The sequence below is a fragment of the Halobacillus hunanensis genome (assembly GCF_900166655.1).
Taxonomy (GTDB): Bacteria; Bacillota; Bacilli; order Bacillales; family Halobacillaceae; genus Halobacillus_A; species Halobacillus_A hunanensis.
Window position 1 is genome coordinate 529,820 of record NZ_FVZB01000005.1, and the last position, 17,518, is coordinate 547,337.

General features: G+C 41.2%; 18 protein-coding genes and 1 riboswitch. Of the genes, 9 read left to right on the top strand and 9 right to left on the bottom strand.

Translation table 11 applies throughout. From position 1 onward, the window contains the following. Window positions 1-16: 16 nt before the first annotated feature. From B5354_RS03600 to B5354_RS03610, 3 genes are all read right to left on the bottom strand, one after another. Entirely contained in the window at window positions 17-550 is a 534-nt protein-coding gene (locus B5354_RS03600; protein WP_079525994.1) for an RDD family protein, read from the bottom strand. Window positions 551-562: 12 nt separating this feature from the next. Then, window positions 563-1,561, bottom strand: a complete 999-nt coding sequence (gene sppA / locus B5354_RS03605; protein WP_079525996.1) for a signal peptide peptidase SppA — start codon at window positions 1,559-1,561, stop codon at window positions 563-565. A gap of 348 nt (window positions 1,562-1,909) precedes the next feature. Next, window positions 1,910-2,923 carry a DUF3231 family protein gene (locus tag B5354_RS03610; RefSeq protein ID WP_079525998.1) on the bottom strand — a complete coding sequence of 338 codons (1,014 nt, stop codon included), beginning with the start codon at window positions 2,921-2,923 and terminating at the stop codon, window positions 1,910-1,912. A gap of 129 nt (window positions 2,924-3,052) precedes the next feature. On the opposite strand from B5354_RS03610, the gene B5354_RS20645 reads away from it, so the two are divergent. The 6 genes from B5354_RS20645 (at window position 3,053) to B5354_RS03640 (ending at window position 9,132) form a co-directional block, all read left to right on the top strand. Beyond that, complete coding sequence (locus tag B5354_RS20645) at window positions 3,053-4,012, top strand: hypothetical protein (RefSeq protein ID WP_245804697.1); 960 nt, start codon at window positions 3,053-3,055, stop codon at window positions 4,010-4,012. Between the two features lie 305 nt (window positions 4,013-4,317). Then, entirely contained in the window at window positions 4,318-5,832 is a 1,515-nt protein-coding gene (locus tag B5354_RS03620) for a flotillin family protein (RefSeq protein WP_079526000.1), read from the top strand. A gap of 410 nt (window positions 5,833-6,242) precedes the next feature. Beyond that, the gene (locus B5354_RS03625) at window positions 6,243-6,581 is read left to right on the top strand and encodes an amidohydrolase family protein (protein WP_079526002.1); all 339 of its coding nucleotides are present in this window, start codon (window positions 6,243-6,245) and stop codon (window positions 6,579-6,581) included. Window positions 6,582-6,920: 339 nt separating this feature from the next. Next, window positions 6,921-8,036 (top strand): RNA-guided endonuclease TnpB family protein, encoded by a 1,116-nt coding sequence (locus B5354_RS03630; protein WP_176142398.1) that lies wholly within the window; start codon window positions 6,921-6,923, stop codon window positions 8,034-8,036. Window positions 8,037-8,327: 291 nt separating this feature from the next. Continuing rightward, window positions 8,328-8,816 (top strand): SLC5/6 family protein, encoded by a 489-nt coding sequence (locus B5354_RS03635; protein ID WP_079526006.1) that lies wholly within the window; start codon window positions 8,328-8,330, stop codon window positions 8,814-8,816. Between the two features lie 106 nt (window positions 8,817-8,922). Then, window positions 8,923-9,132 carry a hypothetical protein gene (locus tag B5354_RS03640; protein ID WP_245804698.1) on the top strand — a complete coding sequence of 70 codons (210 nt, stop codon included), beginning with the start codon at window positions 8,923-8,925 and terminating at the stop codon, window positions 9,130-9,132. Between the two features lie 79 nt (window positions 9,133-9,211). Here B5354_RS03640 and B5354_RS03645 read toward each other — a convergent pair whose 3' ends face one another. The 5 genes from B5354_RS03645 to B5354_RS03665 all read right to left on the bottom strand — a co-directional run bounded on the left by B5354_RS03645 (window position 9,212) and on the right by B5354_RS03665 (window position 14,284). Continuing rightward, window positions 9,212-10,501: a nucleobase:cation symporter-2 family protein gene (locus B5354_RS03645; protein ID WP_079526010.1), complete on the bottom strand. Its 1,290-nt coding sequence runs from the start codon at window positions 10,499-10,501 to the stop codon at window positions 9,212-9,214. Then, on the bottom strand, window positions 10,498-11,085 hold the full coding sequence (locus B5354_RS03650; protein WP_079526757.1) for a xanthine phosphoribosyltransferase: 588 nt from the start codon (window positions 11,083-11,085) through the stop codon (window positions 10,498-10,500). The genes B5354_RS03645 and B5354_RS03650 overlap by 4 nt, the downstream gene beginning before the upstream one ends. Before the next feature lie 135 nt (window positions 11,086-11,220). Then, window positions 11,221-11,322: riboswitch (purine riboswitch) on the bottom strand. Between the two features lie 117 nt (window positions 11,323-11,439). Further along, a complete protein-coding gene (locus tag B5354_RS03655) occupies window positions 11,440-12,387 on the bottom strand; it encodes an alpha/beta hydrolase (protein WP_079526012.1) in 948 nt (315 codons plus the stop codon). Window positions 12,388-12,445: 58 nt separating this feature from the next. Continuing rightward, window positions 12,446-13,303, bottom strand: coding sequence for a VanW family protein (locus B5354_RS03660; protein ID WP_079526014.1), 858 nt, complete (start codon window positions 13,301-13,303; stop codon window positions 12,446-12,448). A 78-nt stretch (window positions 13,304-13,381) separates the two neighbouring features. Then, a complete protein-coding gene (locus B5354_RS03665; protein WP_139377046.1) occupies window positions 13,382-14,284 on the bottom strand; it encodes a LysR family transcriptional regulator in 903 nt (300 codons plus the stop codon). A 128-nt stretch (window positions 14,285-14,412) separates the two neighbouring features. Here B5354_RS03665 and B5354_RS03670 point away from each other — a divergent pair, with 128 nt between their 5' ends. Continuing rightward, window positions 14,413-14,958, top strand: a complete 546-nt coding sequence (locus B5354_RS03670; RefSeq protein WP_079526016.1) for a flavodoxin family protein — start codon at window positions 14,413-14,415, stop codon at window positions 14,956-14,958. Window positions 14,959-15,020: 62 nt separating this feature from the next. Here the strand turns inward: B5354_RS03670 and B5354_RS03675 are convergent, their stop codons facing one another. Continuing rightward, window positions 15,021-15,545 (bottom strand): BsuPI-related putative proteinase inhibitor, encoded by a 525-nt coding sequence (locus B5354_RS03675; protein WP_079526018.1) that lies wholly within the window; start codon window positions 15,543-15,545, stop codon window positions 15,021-15,023. Between the two features lie 302 nt (window positions 15,546-15,847). On the opposite strand from B5354_RS03675, the gene B5354_RS03680 reads away from it, so the two are divergent. Next, the gene (locus B5354_RS03680) at window positions 15,848-16,195 is read left to right on the top strand and encodes an ArsR/SmtB family transcription factor (protein ID WP_079526020.1); all 348 of its coding nucleotides are present in this window, start codon (window positions 15,848-15,850) and stop codon (window positions 16,193-16,195) included. Between the two features lie 10 nt (window positions 16,196-16,205). Continuing rightward, window positions 16,206-17,504 (top strand): arsenic transporter, encoded by a 1,299-nt coding sequence (locus B5354_RS03685; protein WP_079526022.1) that lies wholly within the window; start codon window positions 16,206-16,208, stop codon window positions 17,502-17,504. Window positions 17,505-17,518 lie beyond the last annotated feature (14 nt).

A 17,518-nucleotide genomic window follows, 5' to 3' on the forward strand; every position in this document is an offset into this window, starting at 1 on the left:
GATGGGTGCCGTTCACTCATTCAGAATCCTCAATTGAATCATTGAGACGTTTGAATTTATTTTTTATAACCGAAGTGTCTGCAAATAAATCGTGAATTCCTTGGTGGCGTTTCGTAAAGGCAACAACGAGGTAAGGTAAGCCGAGGAGCGCCATGCTGATATACCTGCCAATACACTCTCTAAAAATGATTTGCCCGTTGGTGAGAGGTTGATCATTCAGTGATTCGACAGATAAGCCAAGAATCATTTTACCAAGTGTCGCACGGAAAAATTTTGTCATCAAAATAAAATAGAGAAAAAAGATAATCGATGTCGTGATATTTGCTGCACTAAACATGTTGATCCAGAGTTTTGCCTCCTCGAGGTTCAACAGTCGGAGGATCGGCCTGGTCACAATCGAATTAACGCCCCAAATAACAATCAGGTCAATCAGGTAGGCGACAAAACGGGGGCCGAACCCCGCATAAAATACTCGTTGCATATCGTCTTTTTGGTCTCTGAACATTTCATTGAGCGGTATGTCATTAGGATGGTGCTCGGTAGTCTCCATATTTGTCCCTCCTTACTCGCTGTACATGTACATCAAGGTTGGTCCTTGACGGTTACTGATCAATTGCTTGATGAAGCGGACTTCACTGTCTGGTAAAAAGCTCTTGGCCATTGGCAGGTTAAAGAAGGAGCCGATGTTGTTCTGTTTATATTTAATCACTTGCGGATTTCCTCCAATTTTTTTCTGCAATGCATTCAATGCTTCATCTTTAAAGCCAATTTCATCGACGAGTCCGTTTTCAACGGCTTGCTTACCAGAATAAATCCGGCCGTCCGCAAGCTCATAGACTTTGTCTTTAGGCATATCGCGACCTGAAGCAATGACCTCGACAAACTGCTTGTAGGATTCATCAACAAGAGTCTGAATGATTTGGCGGTCTTCTTCAGACATAGGCCTCGTTGGGCTCATAATATCTTTGAATTCACCACTTTTGAACGTGTTGAACTTGATGCCAAAGTCATTGGCTAATTGTTGATAGTTAATGCTTTGCATAATCACACCAAGCGAACCTGTAAATGTTTCGTTTGAAGCGAAAATTCGATCAGCCGGAGCTGATATGTAATAACCTCCTGAAGCGGCCATTCCGCCCATGGAAACGTAAATCGTTTTACCAGCCTCTTTAATTTCAAGAAGCTGATCATGGATTTGGGCACTTTCATAAACTCCTCCGCCTGGTGAGTTCACATAGAGCAGCACACCTTTTATACTGTCATCTTTTTTGATGGTTTCTAATTTCTTGAGAAACTGCTCGTGTTGATACCCTCCAGACCCAAAAGGATTGGAACCTGACCCCGGATTGTTTATAATTGTTCCATTTACTTCAAGCTGGACAATTCTGTTAGCAGTCGAACCTTGTTCAATGATTTGCTCCTCCGGCTTCTGACTTACTGAAAACATCGAGGTTGTATTTTCAGTAATACTTTGATTCATAAAAAAGCTGACACTCTGAAATGCAATCGCGATCAGCAATATACTCGCGGCAATGATACTGGCCACAATACGTTTGTTCATATGTAATCCCCTTTCAAGAATGTGTACAACCACAACGCTGTACTTTAAATGAGGCTATCTAATCCTTCTCCTTTATTCATACGGTTCATTGAATGGAAAGTTTCGTAAAACATGAGATTTTTCATTATATCACGTGAAAGGGGATGAGTCTGTAGAACAGTTAATAAAGAAATTTCAGTTAGGGCGTTATGCTGTTACGTTAAGTCGCTAAAACATTGAGTTAGGGAGTTATCGTTTTGAGACAGGCCGCTATCATTTTGAGATACGACTTTATCGCTTCCCGCTAAGGTGTAATAAAAAATGAAAGAAGAATGTTCCCAAGGTAATTTACACTTTTTTCGACCTCTTTTATTTCTCTTTATTGATTAATTCATTTCGGTTCTCCGCTTGGGGCGGCTCTTCCATCCAGTTGTTTTCAATCATAATTTTTCCGCCCTCTTTTGAATAAGTGAAGATATCCTTGGCCAGCATAGCCAATTTCACAGGAAGATCAGGACGGAAGCTGAACGCCCCGCCAATTACATTGCTTCCTAATCCAAAAGTGCTGAGTAGGTTGGTGTTATACATCATCAGCTTGTCTGAAAAGGGAGGTGTGGTAGAATCCGTCGCTTTTCCTGCAAATGTAACCGGGGCTTGGATGTTACTTTCCAACAGAATGTCGCTGAGTTCTGTGATTATTTTCTGTGAGATTTCTTTCCCCTTGAGAAAGTGGTTCTTAGCAGCTTTATTTCTAGCTGCCTGAGCATAGCCCGTCATCAACTGCATACCAGCTGTATTGGTTTCGATGCCGTAACATAAATGCCCGATTTCCATGGCGTTTAAAGGACGCTTTTCCTGAGAAAATGGAAATCCGCTGATGTATTTTGGATCTTTTACAATTTCAACTTCCTTCGGTACGGAAATGTGAGGCGGACGCACCAGCGTACCCCTGTTTAACAAGACTTCAGTAATGTTGTCGTATACTTTCTGAGCGTGTTTAGTCAAACGGTTGTTTAAACTTCTAATATCTTTTCGATAGGACATGGTACTATACAATGCATAATAGCCAATGCTGACTTTTGCCATCGTACGTACATACATCAAGTCAAAATCCTGGTCAAATAAACGGGGTACACCTTTTCTGACGTCCTGCTCAGTAAAGCCGATGGGGACGATCGCTTGTTCATTTTGAAATATAGTTGTCAATTCATTCACAATGCGAACTTCACCTTCATAAAGCTTTGTGAGGATCTTTTGTGATTCTTTGTCATCCGTTTCTTTAAAATGTTCCAGCACACTTACCATCATGGTTTTAAATTGATATAGTGACCAGATAATTCCGATTTCAGTAGCAGTCAACTGCACGTGTCGAGAATCTCCCATTGTACACCACCCTTATCTGTTGTTTACTCCTTACTATTTCCAGTATTTGTGTATTTATGATCATTCATGACATATATATTGTAGTACAAACCATATTATCCAATTCGTTTCAAATATGGAGGGGAGCAGATGAAGAAGAGGATAGGTATTGGAATTGGGACAGCTTTAGCTTGTGTGATCATCGTTTGTTTAGTTTATTCCTTTTCTAGTCATCAAACGGTACAAAGTGAACAATTAGAAGAAAGGATTAAACATAGCATGGAGGAAACGGAGAGGGAGAACGAAGCGATAAGATCTTTTCATGAAGATTTACATAAACAACTTCAAGAAAGAGGTTTGAAAGGTAGTTTTTCGAGTTCGATTGGTGATGTTTTTTCTTCAAAGCCTCCCTCCATTACGATTAAGGTTAAGAATAAGCACTATAAACAAAAAAACGAAAAGGAAATAAAGAATATCATTCAAAAGCTGGTTACTTCCCATCAGCTGGGCGAAGTAGACATTCGTGTGAAAGTAGCGGATAGAAGATTAGAAGAGCCGAGTGAACAGGATAAAAAGCGGGAGAAGCTAATAAATGAATTACTTGATATTGCTCACGAAACTTTAAAAGAAGCAGGGGATATCAAGGTTAGCTCAATTAGCGTAAGAGTAAGAGAACCTAAAGCGATGACAATAGAAATAAAGGAATCAGAAAAACTTTATCAAAGTGTTCGTAAAGATTTAAAAAAGCGTGTACACGATGCCATATATGCCAAAAAGAATATAGATTTAACCATTAAAGTGAACAGAAAAAGTGAGGAAGAAACCAATCAAATGAAGTGGTCTCCTATTTTCCGTTCCATTATGGAAGAAACCGACAAAAATTTTGAAGATGTAACAGGATTTGCGCATTCTTTTCATCCAAAACCGTTGCAAATTATTATAAAAACATCTTTATCAAACGGGTGGTTTTCGTGGGGAACGAAGGATAAGGTCAAAGAAATTGAAACTTATGTGGAAAAAATAATAGATATTAAAAGTGAAGAATTATCCATAAAGACCACTCCTTATCAACTAATTATTAGAGGAGACGAAGGTAACAAATTGAACTAGGGAAGGGAGTAAAATATTGATGATAAGCCAGCAGAACTTCATGATTCTGCTGGCTTATTGCTTTGAAAAATGTGTACAAAAAATTTTTACAATTTACTCCATGAAAACCAGTAGAATTCTAATTTCTGCTGTTTTTTTGAAACCAATTCATCTTTCCACACGTATTCATATTAGAGAGGTACCCACGTAATTAAGAGGTTTCCGATGATTAACTAGCCATAACTCGAAAATGGTAATAGTAGAAACCCAATTTATACATAGATTGATTATTATGTGGGGTTTTAGAATTTTAAGGGGGAATGGAAATGCTCGAAGGTGCATTATTGTTTGTGATTTTAGGAATTATTGGCTTTTTAGTTGTTGCCGGGGGAATTATTACGTTTATCATTTTTAAAGTGCGTTATAAAACGGCAAGCTCGAATGAAGCCTTGATTGTGACGGGACCAAAGTTAGGAGATCCCGAGAAGGAAAAGAATGTATTTGAGGACGATAATGGACGCTCGGTGAAGATTATTCGTGGGGGAGGATATCGGCTCCGTATGTTCCAAACCGCTACACCGATTGATCTGACCTCTTTTCAGCTGCAAGTCAATTCGGATAAAGCCTATACCAAGGAAGGGATTCCGGTACGCGTAGCGAGTACAGCAGTGATTAGTATCGGCAGTGAACTTGAGATCATGGCGAATTTTGCCGAGAAATTTTTAGGGAAAAAGCAAGATGAGCGAGAATCCGAATTGAAGGATGTCTTAAACGGTCATCTTCGTTCCATCATTGCGTCGCTGCCTATCGAGAAGATTTACAATGACTTTAAAGAGGTCAATACTCAGGTGAAAAAAATTGCTGAATCTGATTTAAAAGGTATGGGCTTTGAAATTACTTCGTTCGCCTTAAATGACGTAGAGGACGTTGATCAAGAGAACGGTTATATTGATGCCCTCGGGCGTCCACATATTGCTGAAGTACAGAAGAAAGCGAATATGGCAGAGTCTGATGCGCAAAAAGAAACACGGATTTATCAAGCGAAGAACGACCAGGAAGCTCAAAATGAAGAGATTCGCCGTTTAACTGATGTGGCAGAATCGAAAAAAGAGAAAGATATAAAAGAGGCTGAATTTCGAAAAGATACGAATCGGGCCAAAGCTAATGCTGAACAAGCGGGTGAGATTGAACGTCAAAAGCTTGCTCAGCAAGTTAAAGACGAAGAATTGAAAGTCCAGTATATCGAGAAACAGCGTGCGGTTGAACTTGAAGAGGAAGAAAATAAACGCCGCCGCTCCATCGCTGATGCTGAAGCTTATCAAACGACGAAAAGGGCAGAAGCAGAAGCAGAGAAGGAGCGCATTAAGGGTGAATCAGAAGCAGAAGTTATTCGCCAGCGTGGTATAGCTGAAGCAGAATCGAAAGAACGAATGGCCAAAGCCATGGAGCAGTATGGAGAAGCCGCCATTATGGAGATGATGATCAATGTGTTGCCTGATTATGCAGAGAAGGTATCCGCTCCTTTATCACAGATTAAAGATATGAAAGTGATTGATATGGGAGGATCCAATTCTCAAGGCGGGTCCGCGAAAGTGGCGAATAGTGTAACTTCAACTATGCTGGGTATTCAGGAATCTTTAAAGGAAACTACCGGAATGGACTTGAAAGCGATGCTTGAGAGCTATGTTTCACGCGGGAACGTTAATCCGTTTGACCCTTCTCCTGATAAGCATTATCACGAAGCAGCGGCATCTGAGGAATTTAAAACGGAAGCACCAGAAGCAGAACAAGATTTAGAAATTGAATCGGAAGAGGAAGATACAGAATCAGACAAAGAGTAAAAAAAAGAGTGAGAGTCAAATGGTAATGTCTGATTAGTGAAATGAAGTTAGAAGAAAGAATAGCAGCTTTTTATTACAACCCCCACACCATTTCAATACTGAAGTAGTGCGGGGGTTGTTTATTAATAAGCAGTTAGTGGATTTCAATACCCGCTATCATTTTCAATTTTAATAGTGGCATTCAGCTGATAATTATTTTAAAAGCCAAGCCGGCAGAATCTGCGTATTCTTCCGGCTTGGACTATTATGTCGAGTATTGACAACTGCTTTACAGAGAGGCAGTGTGATGATAACTTAATATTTAGAAAATTATAAAATAATTGAACAACTCCACAGGATCCAGTTAACTTTTTAACTGGATTTATTTTTCCTATTAGGAGAGGCGTTCACGTAGGAGGGAGCAGAAAATCATGAGGAAGTCTGATGTAATTTTCTTCAACGGCGATGTACTGACAATGGATGATTCATTTCCTCAAGCCAGTGCTGTGGCGGTGAAAGATGGAATGATTGCAGCTGTTGGGGACGACTCATTTGTGTACGAATGGAAAACGGAAGATACAGAAATCATCGATTTAAACGGAAAGACGTTAATGCCAGGGTTCATCGAAAGTCACATTCACCCAACCATTTACGGAAGTACGCTGCTCGAGATTGACTGCAGGCCAGAAACAGCTCCTGCAATGGAAGACCTTTTACAAAAGGTAAACGAAGAAGCAGTGAAAACTCCTGAGGGTCGACAGATATATTAATCAGTTGGGTATTGTTAACGCTGGTAACGTACTTCGGCGGTTAGTTTCAGTTATCTGGCAGGATGCGATTCATGTTACGATTCAAACAATCGGAGTCGCGGTGCTGCTTGTTGCCGTGTGGATGGAGCACCGTTACAGAAAATGCAGCCACTGTCCGTATGCACTATTTTTAATATTTCCCCCTAAAATTTCTTTGTTTTTTTGTTTACGGAATATAGGCAGAACTCCCCTTATTTCAATGAGGGGATGAATCCCGATGGTCTGTCTTTTAAAAAAACAGAAAACTAAACCTTCTAATCCGAACATACGTTTGGTATAATAGGTATGGGAGGTGAAAACATGGCCACGAAAACGATTCTCGTAAAGTTAAAGCATGTAACGAAGAAAAAGCACAAACAGTTCATGGAAGAACAGGCTGTCTATGCCTCATGCGTGAATCATTGTGTGGAACGCCTCCTAAACGGTGAAAAGCTTTCGTCTAAAGATGTATCCTTCCCTTTAAAATCAGCCATTAAGAACGAAGGCATCCGTCGAGCGAAGAAAGCTGTTTCCGATTTTAAGAAAGGAATAGCGAAAACAATTCCTGTATTCCGAAATTCTCTTAACATCAAGATTAATAACCAAAACTGGAATACTGTCGATAAAAACGGAAGGTGGTATATCGCCTTTACAAGCAACCAAGGTAAAAAGGCTCTTCCTGTGGTTGAAACAAAAGATGTCCAAAGTTATTTTCCATTTCTAACAAGTCACACTCGAGAGTTCCGGGGAACCGTGGAATTATTTCGTAAAGGAAGACGATGGTATGTCGCCATTCCCATCCAAGTAAGTTCTGACTTGGATCTAGGTAACAACCATCCATCCGTTACGAAACCATTAACGGATTACACATCTATCGGTGTTGACCTAGGATTGAGACACCTTGTGGTTCTGTCTGAACCGACAAGTGGCAAACGGCAATTCTTTTCAGGCAAAGAAGTCGGCTATAAGCGACGTCACTTTCGTTCCCTTCGTCGTTCGTTAGGAAAGAAAAAGGCACAGCGTGCTATGGAACGCGTAGGTCAAAAAGAAAGCCGTTGGATGAAAGACTACAACCGAAAACTAGCCCAAGATATTGTGACGTTTGCGCAGCAATTCGAACGACCGATGATTAAACTCGAACAACTGGAGAATATCCGAAAGACTTGTCGCAGCATGAAACGAGCAGATAAAACGATTCATTCATGGGCGTTTTATCAATTGAAACAATGCATCAAAGAACGAGCAGCTACATTTAACATTCCTGTGGTGGATATTGACCCGTATCAAACAAGCCAAACCTGCTTCGCATGTAAGCATGCGGAGCGATCCAATCGAAATCGCGAGGCATTTCACTGTAAGAACTGCGGTCATAAAGCTCATGCCGATCTCAATGCCAGTCGAAACATCGCAACAAGCACGAACTTGGCGGCGTCCTAAAGAACAGTTTAGAGATGGGTCTTTAGGGTCGTCCAAGCGCCCACTAGGTATAATCCTAGTTCCAACATGCAAGTCTGTTTTTCTTTGCATGGGGAGTCCCGAGTGGCACGGGATATAGCGGTCATGTTGGAAGGCGGGTCAGAAATGGAACAACACGGAGGCTGTCGCGAGATCCCCTCCCCGCCGTAGTGAGCCGTTACCGCCTCTCTAGGAGAGGTCTTCACAGGAAGCTCGGTCCTTCAGTGCCGAGAGGATGTCACGATTGGGGCTTATCAGTTCGTCAGGCAGGATTTGTGGCAGCGCTTCTGGGCTGCCAAGGATATTAACATTGCCAGGAATGGGTACTGGGCCGCGAGTATCCTTGGGTTTCTAAATGATCTCGTTAAGCCGAGGCTGGGTGGTAAGTCCGATCAACATAACATGCTATTATATAGTCGCTTATCAGTCGCGGCCGTATCGATCATTGCTGTGCTATTAGCTCTTTATATTCCTACATTGGTCACACTCTGGGTAACCGGTAGTGCGATGCTCGTTTCCGGATTATTAGCCCCTGTTTTGTTCGGCTTGTTTTGGAAAAAGACGACCAAAGCCGCAGGAGTATCAGGAATGTGGCTGGGATTGTCAGTGGCAGTGATTTGGCAAATTGCCGGTCACCCATTTGGTGCTCATCCAGTCTTCATTGGATTTCCTCTATCGATTATCACTGTTATTGCAGTGGCCTTGTTTTCTAGACGAGAAAAGGAAAACGCCATGTATGAGGAGTTTAGAAAGACGGTTTAGGTTCAATGTTGGAAGATGTCGGGTCGGTTAAAAATCAGAGAGCTTCTCTTAATTAAAATAGGCTTGGGAATTAAAAAACAGCGGGGAAAGCATGCTATAGGTTGAGGTGATAACTTTGAAGAAACAGCCCAAGAAGACATTCGATTTCCCCACACAGACAAATACAAATGGTGAAATAAGTGTAAGAACCGGTCCCAATAGTTTAGGGGAGAAAGACAGGTTTGCCGGAGATTCCGTAGATGCACATAAAGAACAGGAATCTGCCAATGCGGAACTTGCTGAAAAAGAAATATCCCAAACGTTTAATAATTCGTAACAACGGATAGGTAATTCCAATAAAACTCCAGCAGTGTTCTATACACTGCTGGAGTTCAATTTAGCTAGATTAACTATAACTAGGAAGCCCGCTGCTCCCTTAACCTCGTTACTTTTTTCCTTGATTGGGTCATATTAAAGACCACGTTGAGGACAATGGCTGTTACACTGCCTGCGACAATCCCGTTACTCGTTAAAATTTGGATGCTCTGCGGGAGTTGTGCAAATAATTCAGGAACTACTGTCACCCCAAGCCCCATACCTACGGAACACGCTACAATCATTGAGTTTTCAGGAGAGTCTGTAATGACACTGCTTAACATTTTTATCCCTTGTGCAATGACCATTCCAAACATGGCAATCATTGCTCCGCCCAACACGGCAGTTGGAATAATGGTTGTTAAGGCAGCAATTTTTGGAATGAACCCTAAAGTAATCAACATCACACCAGTAACGAGGATGACTTTTCGAGATTTAACTCCAGTCATATGCATTAAGCCGACATTTTGAGAAAAAGCGGTGTAAGGGAAGGAGTTGAAAATCCCGCCAAGTAGAATGGCTAAGCCTTCTGCCCGGTACCCTCTAGAAAGGTCTTCTTCGTCTAAGGTTTCCTCGGTCATATCTCCCAGGGCGAAATAAACTCCTGTCGATTCGACTAGGGAAACCATGGCGACTAAGATCATCGTCAAGATTGCTGACCATTCAAAGGTTGGCATCCCAAAGTAGAAGGGCTGAACCATGTGGAAGACAGAGGCTTCTGTAACGGCAGCAAAGTCAACTTTTCCAAGAAGAGCGGCTGCAATCGTTCCGCCAATCAGACCAAGTAAAATGGAAATGGATCTGGTAAATCCTGTTGTAAACCGATACATAAGAATAATAAATAATAGTGTCCCGAAGGAAAGAGACAGATTAGTGATAGAACCAAAATCACTTGCACCTTGCCCGCCACCCATATTGTTAATGGCAACAGGAATTAAGGTGATCCCAATCACTGTGACAACGGTCCCTGTCACGACTGGCGGGAAAAATCGGACTAATTTTCCAAAGAAAGAACTAATGAGAACGACAAATAAACCAGATACAAGGATGGAGCCATAAATAGCCGAAATACCATACTGACCGCCAATCGCAATCATCGGACCGACGGCTGTAAAAGTACAGCCAAGCACAACAGGCAAGCCGATTCCAAAGAAGCGATTATTTAACACTTGCAGGATCGTAGCAACACCGCACATTAAAATGTCGATAGCAACCAAATAAGTGAGCTGCTCAGAAGTCAGTCCTAAAGCTTCCCCAACAATGAGCGGAACTAATATGGCTCCTGCATACATGGCAAGGAGGTGTTGAATTCCTAACGTTGCTGTTTTCACACGGATGCACCTTCTTTATGAAATGTAATCTTTTGATCTGCTAATGAATCAATGATGGCAAGCGATTCAACACGAATACCTTGTTCCCTCAAGAGCTTACCGCCATCCTGGAAGCCTTTTTCGATAACAATCCCAACACCAGCAAGGGAGGCTCCCGCTTGTTGTGCAATATTCATCAATCCTAGTGCAGCCTGTCCGTTTGCCAGAAAGTCATCCAGGATAAGCACTGTATCGTCACTTGACAAGTAATCTTTGGATACCGAAATCTCATTAGATTGATTTTTTGTAAACGAGTGAACAGTTGTTGAATAGAGGTGGTCATTTAAGGTAAGAGATTTACGTTTCCTTGCAAATATGGCCGGCACACCTAATGTGAGTCCTGTCATTTGGGCTGGAGCAATACCTGATGATTCCAGTGTCAACACCTTCGTAACGCCTGCATCCGCGAAGCGGTTGGCGAACTCATCACCAATTTGCTTCATTAAGACAGGGTCAATCTGATGATTTAAAAAGGAATCCACCTTGATGACAGTGTCGGACAACACTCTTCCTTCATCTCTGATTTTTTGTTCTAATTTATCCATAATGATCACCCTTCTGTTGTAAAAATAAAAAAGCTCGAAAAATCCTGCTTCCGCACCAACTATGAGGAAAGCAAGTTTTTTCGAGCTTTGAAAAAACAAATTGAAATGATAAGAGAGCACAAAAATAGGCATCATCTCATCATTACAGCTTTTCATAGTCGGTTCATTTACGGTAAACCGGTAGAAACTTGCAGGCCATATCCCCGCGATTATATGAAAAAAGCGTTATTCGAATGTTATCACCAGTATAGCACGGGTTTTGTCGAAAACAATACCCGAAAAAGGAAAAAATGAAGGTTTGCAAAAATTGGATAGTAACCTTATTACCATATTTAAAGTCATATTTGCAATTTGTCAATCCGTTAAAAACCGATGAATGTTATGAAACACGAGTTCGCGGATTTGTTTCGATTCATTAAATAATGAATGCTTTCCGTCTTCGATATGAACGATCTTTAGATGGGAAAATTTCTTGCTGATAAAACGGATATTATCCTTCCAGGCCACTGTTCCATCTTTAGTGCCTTGAATGACACAAGTCTCCATTCCCGTTGAGTGATAGGTTTGGATGTTTTCGTTCCAACGTATCAGTGCATTCAGCCATTCTAATGGGATGGTTTTAGGTTGCAATGGATCTTTACGGACAAACTTTAAATAGGTTTGGTTTGATGAATTTTCCCGGTATCGTCTATGAACACTTTTGATAAAGGGGAAAAGTTTAATCAGGTAAAACGCTAATTTTGTTAAACACCAATGATTGGATTGAACGAGCGGTGCCACCAGAACAGCTTTATCAAAATTATGATCGTGATGTTTTAATACATAATTAATTGCGATGGCGCCCCCGGTACTATGCCCTATAATATAAAAAGGTCCGGCCATCTCATCCCTTGCTTTTTTCATTAATTTTTCTAACGTTAAAACATAATTGGAGAAGTGATCGATTGAAGCTGCTTCCCCTGCTGACAATCCGTGCCCTTGTAAATCATAACTGACCACACGGTAGTGATGGTCGTTTAGAAATTGAATGATATGTCTTAAGTAACCGACATGCTCCAAGTATCCGTGCAGTAAAAAAACAGTCGCTTTACTTTGCTTTGGGTTAAAAATCTGAACGGCGATTTCCTGTTCATCAATTTCCATCTTCCCAAAATGAAAATCCACATTCTCTATGTCAAATCCATAGTAGTTCAGGTACCTTTGAATATCCATTGTTTTCTCAACGGGACGATCAAAGTCTATTCGCTGCTCCCAACTTGATAAGCGTTCCAACACATTTCTAATTTCCTTGTTGTCATTCATAACAGGTTTTCTCCTTGTAAGCAGAGCCTCGTGCAATCATCAAATTAAACCATCTTGTTTAACGTTTTCGAAGGCGGTCTGAGGATTGAATCTGGACGATCATTTGGCCGTTTTTTGATGTAGCTCGGATTAGAATGGGCTGGTTATATTCGTTTTTAAAAGTAAAGTCCGGACCATACCAGCTCACTGTGGCATCTCGTCCCTTAGGTACATAAGGAACCTGTCGACTATGGGAATAACGCTCGACAATTTCAAGGCCTGCTTCATCTACAGCGTTATATAATGTAGAGGAAACCTGACAAATCCCGCCTCCAATATCTTCTGACAGCTCACCTTTTACAATGACAGGCGCACGCATATATCCTTTTTCTTTCGTCCGTTTTCCCACAACCTGATTAAACGAAAACAATTCACCTGGAAAGACAACGTGGTTATTAATCGCTTCAGTCGCAAGAGAAATGTTGTTCGTCCGTTCGCGATTGCCTTTTTTAAAAAAAGTTTGGTAGGCTCCGATTTGATTTGTTCTAATGTCCGCAAGTAATTCGCCATCTACTTGAGGATAATCGCGAATCATAGGCACCTCCAGTTGTGCTTCTTCATGGGAGTAAAAATAATCATAAAATTGTTTGCTTAATTTTGAACGATTCACCTTTGTTCCTGTTTTCCCTTGTACAATTGTGCCGTTTTCGTCGATCGTAGCATTTACAGGGGACTTAGATAATTTGCTGTCGATTTCATCGATAAATGCTTCAAACCCTTGTTGATCCACAAACTTCTCGTCAAGGTAAGGGATAGTAAAGTCAGTTCTACTGATCCTCGCCACCGTTTCCCCGTCATGGGTCAGTGAAAAATAATCCGTCATATCTTCATGGGGCAGTATAAAAAATAAAAGAAAAGAGAGAACCATGATTTTCATTTCCAACACCTCTGACAGTAGTATGAAGTAATGACACAAATTCATGCACGGGCAGAGGGGGAATATGCAGTATTACTTTTATTGGAAATTTCCTTCTTTAAAGGTTTTTCTAGTGAGATCAATAAAGGACTGCAACGGGATGGTGATCAACTTATCTTTATGCCAGGCAATTTGAGTGAAAAAAGACGAGGCAGGGTGATTCCATTTAAGTTCACTGATCCGTCCTTCTTGTATTTCTTTGTTCACGACCATATTAGGCAAAAAGGCTATGCCTAATCCTGTCAGCACACATTGCTTGATGGCTTCAATACTTACGAACTCAAATTTATTAGCAGGGTAAACTCCATGATTCTTTAAGCTTTCCTCCAAGATTGTACGGTAAGAACATCCTTCGTCAGTTAACAGAAGGGTTTCGTGCTCCAGGTCGTCCGGAGTAATTTCTTGTTTCCGTGCCAATGAGTGTTCTGAAGCTGCCACGAGTTTCATTTCTTCCTCGATAAGGGATTCGGCGATGAGAGAGTGTCCTGGTTTAGGGACATCCATTATGAAAGCAATATCAAGCTCTCCCTTGTGGAGTAGTTCTTTTGCTTTTTCGTCTGAGTAGGCAGGTTTAAAGATAAGTTTGACGTTTGGAAATTGACTTTTAAAGGCCGTTAAAATTGGAGGGAGACGATACGTGCACTGGCTTTCCTGTGCTCCAATGACGAGAGTTCCTGTAGGCTCCTTTAACTCGCCGGTCATTAACTTTGCTTCTTCAGTAAGTGTAATCATTTTGTCTGCATAACCTTTAAACTGACGGCCTGCTTCTGTTAAAACTAATCGTTTACCCAACCGTTCGAACAATACTGTTCCCAGTTCACTTTCAAGTGCTTTAATCTGAGCGGTTACAGTGGATTGAGCAAAATTTAAGCTATTAGCTGTATGAGTGAAATTTAAAGTTTCGGCTGCCATTTTAAAAGTACTCAATTGTTTGGTTTCCATCCGTTTTCTCCTTCCATCAAAATTTCCGATTAATACAATCACTATTATCATCTTTATTGATTTACAAGTTCATTATAGTATAGAAGTCGAAGCAGGAAAAAAGCAGCGAGGAAAGGGAGTAGATGAGCATGTCAATAGCCGTTATTTACGGAGGAACTCGTTCAAAAGGAAATACTGAACAATTGACGGAAAAAGTAATTGGCGGAATGGAAGTGGAGAAAATTGTTTTGAAGGATTACGATATTCAGCCTATTGAAGATTACCGTCACGATGAAGCTGGTTTTCCAAAAGTCGGGGATGACTATAAACAACTTATAGATCGTATGCTCTCGCATGATGTGATCATTTTTGCAACACCGATCTATTGGTATGGAATGTCGGGAACGCTAAAGAATTTTATCGATCGATGGTCGCAGTCCATTAAGGAATATCCAGGATTTAAAGAAATAATGGCTGAAAAACAGGCGTATGTTGTGGCAGTGGGCGGGGATATGCCGTTATTAAAGGGGCTTCCTCTAATACAGCAATTTCAGTATATCTTTAGTTTTGTGGGGACTGTTTTTGAAGGCTATGTTCTTGGAGAGGGAAACAAACCTGGAGATATTCAGCAGGATGAGCAAGCTATATTTGCCGCTGAACAGCTTCAGAAGAAAATTAATAACGGATTATTTTAGTTGAAATAGATATTATAAGCCAGCGGGAAGTGTCCTGCTGGCTTGCTTACATTATAAAGCTGTTACTCGATTGTGAAGGAAGTTTTCGCTTTTAACACAGGTTGGGTATGCAAGATAGCTGTGATTGAATATGTCCCTGGCTCCAAATTTTCCGGGATGGGCAGTTTGTATTCAACCTCTTCAGCCTGCTTTAATGTGATCGGCTTTTTAGGCTCATGTTGAGGCTGGCTTTTTGATTTCTCAAAAACTGTATTTCCCTCAGAATCTGCAATGATGTAGTTGTAGGCGGTTTTTCCAGAGATGACAAGTTTCTGGACACGTTCTGTTTGGTTCTTAATTTGAAAATAAGCATGTTTTTCGCTTACTTTAAGGCTTGTTTCTAATTTGCCTGCGACAATACCTCCGGGGCGGTCCGTTTTGGGATCTTTCTGGTTCCCATTTGAGTTATTCTGGTCACCGTTTACTTCTTCTGCTTTGTCGTCATTTGCAGTGTTGTCGGTGTTAGTCTGGTTGTCTTGTTGTTGGCCACAAGCTGATAGAACAATTCCCACTATCAAAAATGCCGTTAATAAAATCATGACTCTCATGGGACTCCCCATCCTTTCTAAATCACATCAATTTTGTTATCTCTATTTTACTCGAAAAGGTGACAAAGTAACAATTCGTTGTTAACAGGTTTGTTTTATAAGGTTCTAACAAGGGGGCATAGCACCGTGTCTCAAAATCATAGCGCCCTGTCTCGGAATGATAACGCCCTAACTAGAAGGGATAACTTCCTAACGAATGAACACTGCGACCTAACTCCAAATTAGACAATTCAAAGGGTACGATAAGTTTTTGTAAATCATATAAGTATATGCTAATATGATTATTATGCGAGGTGATGTTCATGGAAAAAACAAAGGTTGAGCTAGAAAACGCTGCCCAAACATTGAAACTTCTGGGTGATAGAACACGCTTAACCATTATGGGATTAATAAAAGATGGAGAGTGCTGCGTGTGTGAATTTGTGGAAGTACTCCAAATGAGTCAGCCTTCCATTAGCCAGCATTTAAGAAAGCTTCGCGATGCTGGGCTTGTGAAGGAACAACGGAGGGGGCAATGGATCTTTTACACAATAAACACTGCTCATCCAACATCTCCGATCGTTCAACAGATTTTAGAGCAGATTCCAGATCAAAAAGAGAAATTACGCGCATTGGAAGAAGCGGGTTTACGTATACAATGCGGTTCGTAGGGGGATTCAATTGAACTTAGCTATTATAGCAACAATTATTTTTATACTTACACTAGTGTTAGTGATTTGGCAGCCGAAAAACTTGGGGATCGGCTGGTCTGCATGTGGTGGAGCGATTCTGGCGTTACTTTTCGGTGTGGTTGATTTTCAGGATGTCGCAGCGGTAACGGACATTGTGTGGAACGCCACTTTAGCGTTTATCGCCATTATTATTATTTCACTAATCTTGGACGAAATCGGCTTTTTCGAGTGGGCTGCTCTTCATATGGCTAGAGTAGCCGGTGGAAATGGGAAGAAGATGTTTGTGTATGTCATTCTTCTAGGAGCGGTTGTTGCTGCATTGTTTGCTAACGATGGAGCTGCACTGATCCTTACCCCGATCGTGCTGGCGATGGTGAGAAATTTGAATTTTAAGGAAGCGATGATTTTGCCATTTATTATGGCAAGTGGATTTATCGCGGATACGGCTTCGCTGCCGTTAATCGTGAGTAACCTGGTTAACATCGTGTCAGCAGATTTCTTTGGCATAGGATTTATTGAATATGCAACGCGGATGGTTGTTCCAAATTTCTTTTCTATAGGTGCGAGTATCCTCGTTCTTTATTTGTTTTTCCGGAAAAGCATTCCAGAAAATTATGACCTCAATCAGTTAAGGGAACCGAAGCAGGCGATTCAGGATCATAAAATGTTCCGGTTATCCTGGGCCGTGCTGGCGATTCTGTTAGTTGGTTATTTTGCAAGTGAACCTTTAGGCATTCCAGTGTCGATTATCGCAGGAATTGTGGCGATTTTCTTCCTCCTGATGGCCAGAAGAAGTACCGCGGTAGAGACGACAACAGTAATAAAAGGTGCTCCATGGGCAATTGTCTTTTTCTCAATCGGGATGTATGTCGTTGTTTACGGACTTCGCAATGTCGGGTTAACGGATGTGCTTGCAAATGTTATTCAATATACTGCTGAACAAGGGTTATTTGCAGCGACTATCTCGATGGGTTTCATTGCAGCCATTTTGTCATCGATCATGAATAATATGCCGACGGTGATGATCGATGCGCTTGCGATTGCCGAAACGAACACCTCTGGCGTGATGCGTGAAGCGCTAATCTACGCTAACGTCATCGGTTCTGATTTAGGGCCGAAAATTACACCGATTGGTTCGTTAGCGACACTACTATGGCTGCATGTTTTAGCAACAAAAGGGTTTAAGATTTCATGGGGCTACTATTTTAAAGTGGGTATTTTGCTCACGATTCCAACACTGTTCATTACGTTAACAGGACTGTACCTATGGTTAGGGCTCATTTTATAACGATGAAAAATAAG

Coding starts and splice junctions, on each gene's coding strand:
- sppA (WP_079525996.1), bottom strand. CDS start 1,561: ATGAACAAACGTATTGTGGCCAGTATCATTGCCGCGAGTATATTGCTG.
- B5354_RS03660 (WP_079526014.1), bottom strand. CDS start 13,303: ATGAAAATCATGGTTCTCTCTTTTCTTTTATTTTTTATACTGCCCCAT.
- B5354_RS03665 (WP_139377046.1), bottom strand. CDS start 14,284: ATGGAAACCAAACAATTGAGTACTTTTAAAATGGCAGCCGAAACTTTA.
- B5354_RS03600 (WP_079525994.1), bottom strand. CDS start 550: ATGGAGACTACCGAGCACCATCCTAATGACATACCGCTCAATGAAATG.
- B5354_RS20645 (WP_245804697.1), top strand. CDS start 3,053: ATGAAGAAGAGGATAGGTATTGGAATTGGGACAGCTTTAGCTTGTGTG.
- B5354_RS03625 (WP_079526002.1), top strand. CDS start 6,243: ATGAGGAAGTCTGATGTAATTTTCTTCAACGGCGATGTACTGACAATG.
- B5354_RS03610 (WP_079525998.1), bottom strand. CDS start 2,923: ATGGGAGATTCTCGACACGTGCAGTTGACTGCTACTGAAATCGGAATT.
- B5354_RS03655 (WP_079526012.1), bottom strand. CDS start 12,387: ATGAATGACAACAAGGAAATTAGAAATGTGTTGGAACGCTTATCAAGT.
- B5354_RS03650 (WP_079526757.1), bottom strand. CDS start 11,085: ATGGATAAATTAGAACAAAAAATCAGAGATGAAGGAAGAGTGTTGTCC.
- B5354_RS03620 (WP_079526000.1), top strand. CDS start 4,318: ATGCTCGAAGGTGCATTATTGTTTGTGATTTTAGGAATTATTGGCTTT.
- B5354_RS03680 (WP_079526020.1), top strand. CDS start 15,848: ATGGAAAAAACAAAGGTTGAGCTAGAAAACGCTGCCCAAACATTGAAA.
- B5354_RS03630 (WP_176142398.1), top strand. CDS start 6,921: ATGGCCACGAAAACGATTCTCGTAAAGTTAAAGCATGTAACGAAGAAA.
- B5354_RS03670 (WP_079526016.1), top strand. CDS start 14,413: ATGTCAATAGCCGTTATTTACGGAGGAACTCGTTCAAAAGGAAATACT.
- B5354_RS03675 (WP_079526018.1), bottom strand. CDS start 15,545: ATGAGAGTCATGATTTTATTAACGGCATTTTTGATAGTGGGAATTGTT.